At 69.3% G+C, this 12582-nt stretch carries 12 protein-coding genes; 7 read left to right on the forward strand and 5 right to left on the reverse strand.

Annotation, left to right across the window (positions count from 1 at the left end):
* Positions 1-1104, forward strand: a 1104-nt coding sequence (locus QM624_RS16545; RefSeq protein ID WP_415093806.1) for a S49 family peptidase, incomplete at its 5' end; no start/stop codon positions are given.
* A 492-nt stretch (positions 1105-1596) separates the two neighbouring features.
* Here QM624_RS16545 and rlmB read toward each other — a convergent pair.
* The 4 genes from rlmB to QM624_RS16565 form a co-directional block, all read right to left on the reverse strand.
* The gene (gene rlmB / locus QM624_RS16550) at positions 1597-2592 is read right to left on the reverse strand and encodes a 23S rRNA (guanosine(2251)-2'-O)-methyltransferase RlmB (protein WP_415093808.1); all 996 of its coding nucleotides are present in this window, start codon (positions 2590-2592) and stop codon (positions 1597-1599) included.
* On the reverse strand, positions 2592-3995 hold the full coding sequence (gene cysS, locus QM624_RS16555; protein WP_415093810.1) for a cysteine--tRNA ligase: 1404 nt from the start codon (positions 3993-3995) through the stop codon (positions 2592-2594). The genes rlmB and cysS overlap by 1 nt, the downstream gene beginning before the upstream one ends.
* Positions 3996-4030: 35 nt before the next feature.
* A complete protein-coding gene (locus tag QM624_RS16560; protein ID WP_415093812.1) occupies positions 4031-5398 on the reverse strand; it encodes a DUF4032 domain-containing protein in 1368 nt (455 codons plus the stop codon).
* A 294-nt stretch (positions 5399-5692) separates the two neighbouring features.
* Positions 5693-6790 carry an ABC transporter ATP-binding protein gene (locus tag QM624_RS16565; RefSeq protein WP_415093814.1) on the reverse strand — a complete coding sequence of 366 codons (1098 nt, stop codon included), beginning with the start codon at positions 6788-6790 and terminating at the stop codon, positions 5693-5695.
* 199 nt (positions 6791-6989) lie between these two features.
* Between QM624_RS16565 and QM624_RS16570 the strand changes: the two genes are divergently transcribed.
* A complete protein-coding gene (locus tag QM624_RS16570; protein WP_415093816.1) occupies positions 6990-7742 on the forward strand; it encodes a DedA family protein in 753 nt (250 codons plus the stop codon).
* A 20-nt stretch (positions 7743-7762) separates the two neighbouring features.
* Positions 7763-7975 carry a helix-turn-helix domain-containing protein gene (locus tag QM624_RS16575; RefSeq protein ID WP_415093818.1) on the forward strand — a complete coding sequence of 71 codons (213 nt, stop codon included), beginning with the start codon at positions 7763-7765 and terminating at the stop codon, positions 7973-7975.
* Here the strand turns inward: QM624_RS16575 and QM624_RS16580 are convergent.
* Positions 7972-8514: a 4-amino-4-deoxy-L-arabinose transferase gene (locus QM624_RS16580; protein WP_415093820.1), complete on the reverse strand. Its 543-nt coding sequence runs from the start codon at positions 8512-8514 to the stop codon at positions 7972-7974. The two genes, QM624_RS16575 and QM624_RS16580, sit on opposite strands and share 4 nt — an antisense overlap.
* Positions 8515-8596: 82 nt before the next feature.
* Here QM624_RS16580 and QM624_RS16585 point away from each other — a divergent pair, with 82 nt between their 5' ends.
* From QM624_RS16585 to QM624_RS16600, 4 genes are all read left to right on the forward strand, one after another.
* The gene (locus QM624_RS16585) at positions 8597-10036 is read left to right on the forward strand and encodes a glycine hydroxymethyltransferase (protein WP_415093822.1); all 1440 of its coding nucleotides are present in this window, start codon (positions 8597-8599) and stop codon (positions 10034-10036) included.
* Between the two features lie 176 nt (positions 10037-10212).
* Positions 10213-11112 carry a helix-turn-helix domain-containing protein gene (locus QM624_RS16590; protein WP_415093828.1) on the forward strand — a complete coding sequence of 300 codons (900 nt, stop codon included), beginning with the start codon at positions 10213-10215 and terminating at the stop codon, positions 11110-11112.
* Positions 11109-11654 carry a dihydrofolate reductase family protein gene (locus QM624_RS16595; protein WP_415093824.1) on the forward strand — a complete coding sequence of 182 codons (546 nt, stop codon included), beginning with the start codon at positions 11109-11111 and terminating at the stop codon, positions 11652-11654. Before QM624_RS16590 ends, QM624_RS16595 begins: the two co-directional genes overlap by 4 nt.
* A gap of 47 nt (positions 11655-11701) precedes the next feature.
* On the forward strand, positions 11702-12517 hold the full coding sequence (locus tag QM624_RS16600; protein ID WP_415093826.1) for an oxidoreductase: 816 nt from the start codon (positions 11702-11704) through the stop codon (positions 12515-12517).
* The last annotated feature ends 65 nt before the right edge of the window (positions 12518-12582 follow it).

Consider the following 12582-nt stretch of genomic DNA (forward strand, 5'->3'; position numbering starts at 1 on the left):
CCACCGCGCGAGCGATCGTTCCGGCGTGGCTTCGGCCTGGGCGCCGGGGCTGGCCTGGGCGCCGGTGGCGTCCTGCTCGTGCTGGGCGTGGTCGGTTCGCTGATCACCGCATTGATCTACGGCGCCGTGCTGGCGAGCGCGGCCGGGTCGTCCGGTCCGCGGGTCGCGGGCCTGCAGACCGTGTGGGGATCCGAAACGGCACCGGCGGCCCAGACCGTGCTGGCGATCCCGATCGAGGGCGCCATCCAGGCCGACGGCAGCGACGGTTTCGCGCTCACCGCCTCCACCTACGGCTACGAGATCGCCCGCACCCTGGACGGCCTGTCCGCCGACGACGCGGCCGGCGTGATGCTGCTGATGAACACCCCGGGCGGCACCATCAACGGCTCGCGGGCCATCGCGGACGCCGTCGAGCGCTACCAGAGCCGCACCGGCAAGAAGGTGGTCGCCTACGTGCAGGGCATGTCGGCCTCCGGCGGCATGTATGCCATGGCCGGCGCCGACAGGATCATCGCCGACCACGGCTCGCTGATCGGCAGCATCGGCGTCATCTTCGGACCGTTCGTCCGCTACAAGGACGTGGTCGGCACCTCGGGCAGCTTCATCGAATCGGGCGTCTCCACCACCGGCGGGATCACCCAGGAGTACCTCACCCAGGGCAAGGGCAAGGACTTCGGCAACCCGTTCCGCGACATCACCGCGCAGGAGCGCAAGGTGATGACCGACGGCATGGCGAACGAGTACCAGGCCTTCGTCGACTGGGTGGCGAAGCATCGCAACATCCCGGCACGAACCATCGTCGACGACCTCGGCGCCTACATCTACGACCCGAAGACGGCGATCGCCAACAAGCTGATCGATGCCCAACTGGGTCCGGACGAGGCATTCCGCGACACTCTGCAACTGATGGGCCTGGACGCCGCGACCGCCCGGATCGCCAAGCGTGCTGGCGCCAGCCCGCTGGAGCAGCTGCTGGGCGCCTCGTCCCGGATCTACGGCTACCAGGACACCGCACCCGCCGGCGCCAAGGCCTCCAGCATCATCTGCACCGGCGCGCCGCAACCGCTGGTCTGGCACGGGCCGGTCGCCGCGTTCTGCGGCTAGGGGTTGCCGCTGGTCGAGCTTGTCGAGACCCTGCTCAAGCACCGGTGGTCGAGCTTGTCGAGACCCCCGTTCTGTGGCCGGGTCTTGATGGTCGCGTTCTGCTCCGCGGAGTGGGCTGCACCCCGTCCCGCCCGTGCGCAGCTCGCCCTACTTCGGCTTTCGTCCTTCAGACCCTGGCAGGGGGCTCGCGCGCTTTACGCGCGACCTAGCCGGACGGGGTGCAGCCCACTCCGCTTTCCGGTTACGTCACTGCCGGACCGAGCCACCGCTGGTCGAGCTTGTCGAGACCCTGCCAAGCACCGTCGGTCGAGCTTGTCGAGACCCTGCCAAGCACCGTCGGTCGAGCTTGTCGAGACCTTTGCCGGTACGGCTGGTCGAGCCTGTCGAGACCCCTCCCGTCACCGCTGGTCGAGCCTGTCGAGACCTTTGCTAGTACCGCTGGTCGAGCTTGTCGAGACCCTCGTCCAGGCGCATGGAGTATGGATGAGGTCCTTAACCTCGGCAGCGGGTGACTTCGTAGAGGGCGATGCTGGCTGCCACTGAGGCGTTCAGTGATTCGACGTCCGAGCTGATCGGGATGGAGACCAGGACGTCGCAGTTCTCGCGCACCAGGCGGGCGAGGCCCTCGCCCTCGGAGCCGACCACCAGCAGGACGGGGCCGTCGACGCCGGGGATGCCGGCGACGTCCAGGTCGGCCTCACCGGCCAGGCCGGCGACCACGAAACCGGCGTCGGCGTACTGCCTCAGGGTGCGGTTCAGGTTGGTCGCTCGCGCTACCGGCACCCGCGCGGCGGCTCCCGCCGAGGTCTTCCAGGTGGCGGCAGTCATTTGGGCCGAGCGGCGCTCGGGGATGATCACGCCGGCGGCGCCGAAGGCGGCGGCCGAGCGGATGATCGCGCCCAGGTTGCGCGGGTCGGTGATCGAGTCACAGGCCACCACGAGCGCCGGGTCGGGTGCGTTCAGCGCGTCGGCGAGCAGGTCGTCGGGGTGCAGGTACTCGTACGGCGGCAGTTGCAGCGCCACGCCCTGGTGGGCGGCGCCGTGGGTGAGCCGGTCGAGTTCGGCGCGGGTCGATTGCAGCAGCGCGATGCCGTGATCGGCGGCGTAGCGCAGGATGTCGCGCAGCCGGTCGTCCCGCTCGACGCCGTCGGCGACGTAGGCGCGCTTCACCGGGAGTCCGGCCTGCAACGCCTCCAGCACCGGGTTGCGGCCGATCACCCAGTCGTCGCCCGACCGGGTCGCCGTCCGGGTCCGCCCCGCGTCGCGGCCCCGGTCGCCGCCACGGCTCTGACCCGACGTGGTTTTGCCCGGCTCGTTCGGTCCGCGCTTGCGATAGGCCTTGTGGTACGGGCGATCCTCGGCCTTCGGCGTCGGGCCCTTGCCCTCCAGGCCGCGCCGGACGCGGCCGCCGGAACCGGCGGTGTTGCCGCTACCGATGCCCTTGCCGCGCTTGCGGACGGCACCCTTGCGGGCGGAATTTCCGGGCATCAGTTCTCCAAGCTCCAGCGCGGGCCGGCGGGGGTGTCCTCCACCTTCAGACCCAGATTCTTCAGGGTGTCACGGACGGCGTCGGCGGCCGGCCAGTCCTTACGGGCACGCGCCTGGGCGCGCTGTTCGAGCAGCGCACCGACCAGGCCGTCCACCACCGGCTTCAGGTCGTCACCGGCACCGGACGCGTCCGCCCATTCGGGGGCCGCCGGGTCGAGGCCGAAGACCCGCAGCATCAGCAGCAGCTGTCCCCGCGCGGCGCCGGCCGCGGCGGCATCACCGGCCTCCAGCGCCAGGTTGCCGTCCTTGACAACGCGGAACAGCACCGCCAGTGCGCCCGGGGTGCCGAGGTCGTCGTCCATCGCGGTGATGAACTCGACCGGCAGCTGCGTCTCGGACGGCACGGCGGTGGCCGCCGACCGCTCCAGGAAACTGTCGATCCGGGCCAGCTGCGCGGCCGCCTCCGCCAGCGACGCGTCGCTGAGCTCGATCGCCGAACGGTAGTGCGGTCCGGCCAGCCAGAGCCGGACGGCCCGGCCGCCGTACTTCGCCACCGCCGCCGCGACGTCGGCGGTGTTGCCCAGCGACTTCGACATCTTCTCGCCGGCCATGGTGACCCAGGCGTTGTGCATCCAGTAACGGGCGAAACCGCGTCCGGCGGCCTGGGACTGGGCCAGCTCGTTCTCGTGGTGCGGGAACCGCAGGTCGAGCCCGCCGCCGTGGATGTCGAAGGTGTCGCCCAGATACTTGCCGGCCATCGCCGAGCACTCGATGTGCCAGCCGGGACGTCCCCGCCCCCACGGGCTCGGCCAGGACGCCGTCTCCGGCTCGCCGGGCTTGTACGCCTTCCACAGCGCGAAGTCGCGCGGATCGCGTTTGCCGCGGGCGTCGGAGTCCTCGGCGGGCGCCATGTCGGACACCCGCTGCCCGGTCAGCGCCCCGTACTCCGACCACGACCGAACATCGAAATAGACGCCCGAACCGTCGTCGGCCGGATAGGCGTGGCCGCGCTCGATCAGCTCCCCGATCAGCTCGAGCATCTCGGGAATGTGCCCGGTCGCCCGCGGTTCATAGCTGGGTGCCTGGACGCCGAGCGCCTCGAACGCCGTCCGGAAAGCCGCCTCGAACAGGTACGCGTGAGCCCACCAGGGACGCCCTGCCTCGGCCGCCTTGGCCAGGATCTTGTCGTCGATGTCGGTCACGTTGACGACCAGAGTGACGTCATGACCGGTGAACTCCAGCCAGCGCCGCAGCACGTCGAAGTTGACCCGGCTGCGCATATGTCCAAGGTGCGGCGCGGATTGCACGGTCGGTCCACACACGTAGATCGATACCTGTCCCGGCTCCAACGGCTGGAACTCGACGATCTCGCGGCGGGCGCTGTCGTACAGGTGCAAACTCACCGGCCGATTGTAGCCAACGCCGTCAGCCCGGCGGTTCAGCCGATCCGCCGGCGCAGCGCCGCCATGTCGAGGACGCCGGTCGGCTCGGGTTCCTCCTCGGCGGCCGCCTCCCAGGGGTCTTCGGGCATCTCGCCCTCGTCGTCGATGAAGCCCTGCGAGGGGTCGAACGGGTTCGCCAGCTGACGCGAACCCTCGGCCAGCGGACGGCTGTCCATCGCCTCGTCGGGCAGTCCCTCCAGGACGTCGTGGATGTAGCCCCAGGCGGCGTCCAGCAACGGCACGTCGCGATGCTCACGCTGCGAGGCGTACCAGCGGTAATCGAGCACTTCATGGAAGATCTGGGCGGCGTCCCGCTTGCCGCGCAGATGCACCGGGACGGCCTGGGTGACCGGTTCGAAGCACTGGGTCAGCCACTGGTGCGCCACCAGCGCCTCGTCGACGTGCTGCTGGTTGGTGCGGAACCGGAAGGTGTCCAGATCGTTGAGCAGCCGGCGGGCCTGGTTCTCCTCGACGTCCAGGCCGGTCAGCCGCAGCAGCCGTCGGGTGTGGTGGCCGGCGTCGACCACCTTGGGCTGAATGGTCACCTGCGAGCCGTCCGGCGAGGTGGTGATGTCGAGTTCGGCGACGTCGAAGCCCAGCGCGTTGAGCCGCCGGACCCGGCTTTCGATCCGGTCCAGTTCGGTGCCGGGGAACTCCTCGGCCCCGGTCAGTTCTGCCCACAGATCCCGGTAGCGGGAGGTGATCGTGTCGACCAGCGCCAGCGGATCGAGCGACTCGTCCAGCAGCTGACCGGCCTCCAGATCGCTGAACTCGCCGAACAGGTTGGTGGTCGCGATCTGCAGGTCGTGCTCACGCTGGCCGTCGGTGAGGCTGGGGTGCATCTCGGCGGTTTCGGCGTCCACCAGGTAGGCGGCGAACTCGCCCGCATCACGCCGGAACAGGATGTTCGACAGCGAGACGTCGAGCCACAGGAAGCCGATCAGGTGCAGCCTGGCCAGCAGCACCACCATGGCGTCCAGCAGCCGGTTCACGGTGTCGGGCCGGACGCCCTGGGAGAACAGCGAGCGATACGGCAGCGAGAAGTCCAGATGGCGGGTGATCAGCACCGGCATCAGCGGCTCACCGTCGGCGTCGCGGCGTCCGGTGATCACCGCCAGCGGCTCGACGACCGGGGTGTCCTCGCGGGTGAGCTCCTGCAGCATCCGATACTCATGGACGGCGGCCGCCTCGATGACCTCCTTGGCGGCGTAGACGTCGTTGCCGACCTTGATGAACCTCACCACGTGCCGCGAGATGCCGCGCGGCAGCGCGACCAGGTGTTCGGTCGGCCAATCCGTCAGCGGCAGGCTCCAGGGCAAGGGGATCAGCCTGGAGTCCGGCTTCGCCGAGAGGATGCGGGGCATGCCGCACATTCTGCCAGCCGGTCACCATCGGCCGCCTGCGACTGCCGTCCACTATGGACGCCCAGCCGCGTCCCCGAACACACTGCACGGCGACCTGGGTCATCCGGATCCGCGGCTGAGTGACCAAGAGAACCGTCCCCAGTGACCGTGGGGACGGTTCTTTCGGACACTTTTGGTGACCAAGGGAACCGTCCCCGGTGACCAAGGGAACCGTCCCCGGTGACCAAAAGAACCGTCCCCGAACGACAACGATGCCCCGGGTCCAGGACCCGGGGCATCGCTTCAGACCTGTGCTCAGTTGGAGAGCCGCTCACCGGTCTTGTTGCTGAACACGTGCAGGGCGTGACCCTCGCCGGCGGTGAACCGGACGGTGGTGCCGCGCTGCGGTGGGGTGCGGCCGCTGATCCGCGCCACGATCTGAGTCGCTGCCAGCTTCTCGTCGTCGCTCAGGCCGGCCAGGGTGCCGTAGGTGTACGCGTCGGCGCCCAGTTCCTCGACGACGACGACCTCGACGGCGATGCCGTGATCGCCCAGGTCGAAGTCCTCGGGACGGATGCCGATGGTGAGGGTGTCCTCACCCGGAGCCTTGGCCAGCACCTCACGGGCCACCGGCACCGTGTAGTCGCCGACCTCGACGCCGTTCTCGTTGACCTTGCCGCTGATCAGGTTCATCGCCGGCGAGCCGATGAAGCCCGCGACGAAGATGTTGGTCGGCTTGTCGTAGAGGGTCAGCGGGCTGTCGCACTGCTGCAACAGGCCGTCCTTCATGACCGCCACCCGGTCGCCCATCGTCATGGCCTCGACCTGGTCGTGGGTCACGTAGACGGTGGTGACGCCGAGCCGGGTCTGCAGCGCGGCGATCTGGGTGCGGGTGGAGACGCGCAGCTTGGCGTCCAGGTTCGACAGCGGCTCGTCCATCAGGAACACCTGCGGCTGGCGGACGATGGCACGACCCATCGCGACGCGCTGCCGCTGGCCACCCGAGAGGGCCTTCGGCTTGCGGTTGAGGAAGCTCTCCAGGCCGAGCAGGTGAGCGGCCTCCATGACGCGAGCATCGCGCTCGGCCTTGGGTACGCCGGCCATCTTCAGGGCGAAGCCCATGTTGTCGCCGACGGTCATGTGCGGGTACAGCGCGTAGTTCTGGAACACCATCGCGATGTCGCGATCCTTCGGCGGCAGGTCGGTGACGTTGCGGTCGCCGATCCAGATGGCGCCCGAGTTCACCTCTTCCAGACCGGCCAGCATGCGCAGGGAGGTGGACTTGCCACAACCCGAAGGGCCGACCAGAACCATGAACTCGCCGTCGCCGATCTCGAGGTTGAGCTTGTCAACCGCGGGGTGATCGGATCCGGGGTAGACGCGACAGGCGTCCTTGAAACTAACTGTGGCCATGCCAACAATCCTTTCCACGGGCAGGTACGTGCCCGACGATCCGTAGTGGAAGTTCGCCGCTGCAATGCGGCTCGCGTCATCGTCGCACGTAAACGTGCTGTTACTCAAACGTTTTGAAGAATTTTCACGGGGAAAGTCCGGCCGGGCGCGAACGGGCGCGGCCCGGGGTGGTCAGATGCCCCGGGTAGGCTCGCGAAGCGTGACGAGTCCCGAGCAGCAGCCACCGTCGGACCCCGCGGATCCCGACGGCACCCCAGAGCGCGAGTGGTGGCAGGAACCGGGCCTCCCCTGGAAGCACAAGCCGACCCGCTCGGACATCGCCTGCCTGAGCTGGATGGGCGGAGCCTCTTTGTACGGCCTGATCCTGTTGCCGCTGCGGCCGATCATGCTGGGCCTGGCACCGCACGTGCTGGGCTCCCTCGGCTACCGGACCGGGCTGGTGATGACGGGTGCGCTGGCTGCCATCGGTGACCCGTGGTGGCCCCTGGTGCTGGTGCTCGGCAGCCTGATGGCGATGAAATTCGACTGGATCTACTGGTGGGCCGGAAAGCTCTGGGGACACGGGCTGATCGAGGTCTGGTCCGGGCGGTCCGAACGCGCCCGGAAACGCAACCAGCGCGCGATCGCCTTCACCCAGAAATACGAGACCTGGGCGATCTTCGTCACCTATCTGCCCATCCCGGTCCCGGCCGGGGTGGTCTATGCGGCGCTGGGCGCTGCCGGAACCGGGATCAAGAAATTCCTGTCGGTGAGCTTCGTCGCCTCGCTGCTGAGCTCGGCGCTCTATATGTACTTGGGCTGGTCGATCGGCGAACCGGCGGTGGAGCTGATCAACAACTACGGCAACGTGCTGTGGTACGTCTCGCTGGCGATGCTGATTGGCATCATCGCGATCGCCTGGTGGCGGGGCCGCAGCGGCAAGAAGCCGGGCGTGCCCGGCCCGGCGGTCTGAGTCACCGGACGGCACCCGCGATGCGACGCCTCGATCCGCCGGCCCTCTTCGCCGCACTGGACGCCGAACGCGTCCGTCGCGGACTGAGCTGGCGTCAGGTGGCCGAGCAGACCGGGGTCGCCGAGAGCACGCTGCGCCGAACTCGCGGGCACGGCCGGTTCGAGGCCGACGGCGTGTTGGCGATGACGCAGTGGCTGGGCCGTCCGGTCGAGGAGTTCACCCGTTCCGACTAGGTGCGGATGACCAGGTCGGCACGCTCCCGGGTGCGGTCGGCGCTGAACAGTTCGCGCTCCTGGGCGGCCCAGCGTTCCCAGTGCGGGCGGTACGTCTCGCCGTCCCGTTCGAGGCCACGGCTCATCCGGACGTCGCGGGCGGCCTCGATCCACACCCGGACGGCGACGTAGTCCCCCGCCGGGCGCACCGTGCTGGCACAGCCTTCGACGATCAGCAGCGGTGTGGCCGGCACTTCGATCCGCTCGGCCCAGCGCGAGGCAAGCCAGTCCCAGCGGCGATAGCCGGCCGGCTCGCCGGCAGCAAGTGGACGCAGCACCTGGTCGGTCAGCAGTCCGGTGGCCTGCGCCAGGCCGTCCCAGCCCGGGAACAGGTCGTCCATGTGCAGCACCGGGCAGTCGAGGCGCTCACGAACAGCTTCGGCGAGGGTGGTCTTGCCCGACCCGCTGGGGCCGTCGATGCCGATCACCACCGTGGCGCCACAACGCGGTTCGGCGGCGCGAGCCAGAGCGACAACCCGGTGGGCGGCGTCCGGCTGCATTCCGGGGACTCTACCGGCGTCCGACCCACGGCGCCCCAACCCGTAGAGTGAGCGCCTAGCCACACCACGAAGGAGTCCCTCGGTGAGTGATCTCGGAGCCACCGCGTCCGACGTCTATCGCAACGTCCTGTCCGTCATCGAAACGGTGGAGCCGCGCATCGCGGACGCCACCCGCGCCGAACTGGCCGACCAGCGGGCGTCGCTGAAGCTGATCGCAAGCGAGAACTACGCCTCGCTGCCGGTGCTGATGACGATGGGTAGCTGGTTCTCGGACAAGTACGCCGAGGGTACGGTCGGGCACCGTTTCTACGCCGGCTGCCAGAACGTCGACACCGTCGAGACGGTCGCCGCCGAACATGCCCGCGAGCTGTTCGGCGCCGAATACGCCTACGTGCAGCCGCATTCGGGCATCGACGCCAACCTGGTCGCCTACTGGTCGATCCTGGCCCACCGGGTGGAATCGCCCGCGCTGGAGCGGCTGGGCGCCAAGAACGTCAACGAGCTCTCCGAGGACGACTGGGAGACGCTGCGGAAGTCGTTCGCCGAGCAGCGCGTGATGGGCATGAGCCTGGACGTCGGCGGCCACCTGACGCACGGCTTCCGGCCGAACATCTCGGGCAAGATGTTCCACCAGCGCTCCTACGGGACGCACCCCGACACCCAGCTGATCGACTACGACAAGCTGCTCGCCGACGCGCGCGAGTTCAAGCCGCTGATCCTGGTGGCCGGCTACTCCGCATATCCCCGGCGGGTGAATTTCGCGAAGATGCGGGAGATCGCCGACGAGGTGGGCGCCACCCTGTTCGTCGACATGGCGCACTTCGCCGGACTGGTGGCCGGCAAGGTGTTCACCGGTGAGGAGAACCCGGTGCCCTACGCGCACGTCGTGGCCTCGACGACGCATAAGTCGCTGCGCGGCCCGCGCGGCGGCTTCGTGCTCTCGACCCCCGAATACGCGCCCAGCGTCGACCGTGGCTGCCCGATGGTGCTCGGCGGCCCGCTGTCACACATCATGGCCGCCAAGGCGATCGCCTTCGCCGAGGCCCGCACCGACGCCTTCCGGGTGTACGCGCAGAACGTCGCCGACAACGCCAAGGTGCTGGCCGAGGGCCTGCTGAAGCGCGGCGCAACCCTGGTCACCGGCGGCACGGACAACCATCTGGTGCTGATCGACACCCGCTCCTACGGCATCACCGGACGGCAGGCCGAGTCGGCGCTGCTGGACGCCGGCATCGTCACCAACCGCAACTCAGTGCCGAACGACCCGAACGGCGCCTGGTACACCACCGGCGTCCGGATCGGGACGCCCGCGCTCACCTCGCGCGGCTTCGGCGCGTCCGAGTTCGACCGGGTCGCCGAGCTGATCGTGAACGTGCTGTCGAACACCACCGCCACCACGACCGCCGCGGGCACGCCCGGCAAGGCCAAGTACACCCTGGCCGACGGCGTCGCCGGAGCCACCAAGGCGGCCTCCGCCGAGCTGCTGGACGCCAACCCGCTCTACCCCGGCCTGGAGGTCTGACCCGACACCTCGGGCCCACCACCACCGGACCGGAAGGCCCTGCCTAACTATCTCTGCCCTCCCGCATGTGGGAGGGCAGAGATAGTTAGGCAGGGCCTTCTTTGCCAGGGCAGGAAGTGCGCAGGATCGGTCAAGCGCGACGGCGCCGGTCCGCGCAGACTGGGTCTGTGACCACGATGCCCCGCGATCGACTGCGCGAACTGCTGGACGCCGTCCTGGACGAGCAGAACAGCTCGCTCGCCGAGATGGCCGACGGTGCCTTCGCGTCCCCGTTCCATTTCGGACGGCTGGTGGCTCGCGGTTCCGGCGAGTCACCGATGGCGATGCGCCGCCGGGTGATGCTGGAGCGGGCCGCCTGGCAACTCGCACAGGGCAGGGCGGTCACCGACGCGGCCTGGGCCGCCGGCTACAGCTCCGTCGAAGGTTTCAGCCGGGCCTACTCGCGGGCGTTCGGTCACCCACCGAGCCGTCCGGCACAGCGGCACTGGCTGCCCGCGCCGAACGGCATCCATTTCCACCCGCCGATGTCGTTGTGGGTGCAAGCGAAGGAGCAGGCGATGAATCCCGTGGTGTCCCTCCTGGTGGCGCACGATCTCGACGACACCGAGGCGCTCCTCGAGATGGCCGGCACGCTGCCCGGCGACGCGCTGAGCGCTCCCCGCCGGTGTGGCGGCGTGGTGAACAGTTGGGAAGGTCCCGAAGAATCCATCCGGGATGTGCTGGAGCATCACGTCTACACCAAGGAGGTGTGGCTGGCGGCGATCGAGGGCGCGGACGTCGTCCCACCGCAACCCGACGGCGACCTGGCCGCGTTGCGCGAGCGGCACGCCACGGTCGCTCCGCGCTGGCTCAGCTTCGTGCAGGAACTGGAGCGGCGCGGCGGCTGGGACGACCGGCTGATCGACGCGCTGTGCGAACCGCCGGAGAGCTTCGTGATGAGCAGTGTGGTCGCGCACGTGCTGACCTTCGCCGCACATCGTCGGCAACTGGTCCGGCAGATGCTGGCCGAGGCCGGCACCACTACCGACAGCGGCGACCCGATTCTGTGGTTCCGCGCCCGACGTGGAGAGGAATGAACGAACAGATGAGGACGATCTACTACACCGCCACCACCCTGGACGGCTTCCTGGCCGACGAGCAGGACAGCCTCGACTGGCTGCTCAAGCAGCCGCTGGACGACGACGCTTCCGAGTTCGGCTACGACACCTTCTTCGCCGGCGTGGGCGCCCTGGTGATGGGTTCGACCACCTACCGCTGGGTGGTGGACCGGCACGAGTGGCCCTACACGCTGCCCAGCTGGGTGCTCAGCTCGCGCCCGCAGCCCTCCGTTGAGGGAGCAGACATCCGCTTCGCGCAGGGTGACGTGGCGACGCTGCACCCCGAGTTGGTGGCGGCGGCCGACGGCAAGGACGTCTGGGTGGTGGGCGGCGGTGACCTGGCCGGCCAGTTCGCGGACGCCGGGCTGCTGGACGAGGTGATGGTCTCGATCGCCCCGGTCACCTTGGGTGCCGGGCGTCCGCTGTTGCCGCGCCGCTACGACCTCGAGCTGCTGTCCACCGGCCGCAACGCCGGTTTCCTGTGTGCCCGCTACCGGGTGGCCGGACCGCTGGCCCCCTGACCGGCCACGCCCCCTTGTGGTAGACCTGCGTTCGGAGAGGGGGCGTCATGGAACGCGTCGCATTGGTGACCGGCGCCTCGTCGGGGATCGGCGCAGCCACCGCTCGCCGGCTGGCCGGTGCGGGCTTCCTGGTCTATGGCGCCGCCCGCCGCACCGATCGGCTCGCCGAGTTGGCGACGGACGGCGTCCGCACTCTCGCCCTCGACGTCACGTCGGACGACTCGATGGTCGCCGCGGTCGACCAGGTGCTGAGCGAGGCCGGCCGGATCGACCTGCTGGTCAACAACGCCGGCTACGGCTCGTACGGCGCCATCGAAGACGTGCCGATGGACGAGGCCCGCCGGCAGATCGAGGTCAACCTGTTCGGCCTGGCCCGGATGATCCAGCTGGTGGTGCCCGGTATGCGCGCTCGCGGCTCGGGCATCATCGTCAACATCTCCTCCATGGGCGGCAAGATCACCACCCCGTTCGGCGGCTGGTACCACGCCTCCAAATTCGCCGTCGAGGGCCTGTCGGACGCGCTGCGCCTCGAGCTGGCCCCGTTCGGCGTCCACGTGGTGGTGATCGAGCCGGGAGCCATCGCCACCGAGTGGGGCGGGATCGCGATGGACACCGCGAGAGCGGCGTCCGGGCAGGGCCCTTACGCCGAACAGGTCCGTGCGATGGACGCCGGTATGAACGGTGCTGTCGCTCGGTGGGCGTCCGACCCCGACGTGGTGGCTCGCGCCATCGAACGGGCGGCCACCTCAGATCGGCCGCGCACCCGCTACGCGATCGGCTTCATGGCGAAGCCGGCGCTGCTGGCCCGTCGCTTGCTGCCGGACCGCGCGATGGACTGGCTGCAGACCCGAATGCTCACCTGACAAGCCGGTAAAGCCCTCCCTAACTAGTTCAGCCCTCCCGTCGACGGGAGGGCTGAACTAGTTAG

The sequence above is a fragment of the Micropruina sp. genome, assembly GCF_047606365.1.
Classification (GTDB): Bacteria; Actinomycetota; Actinomycetes; order Propionibacteriales; family Propionibacteriaceae; genus Micropruina.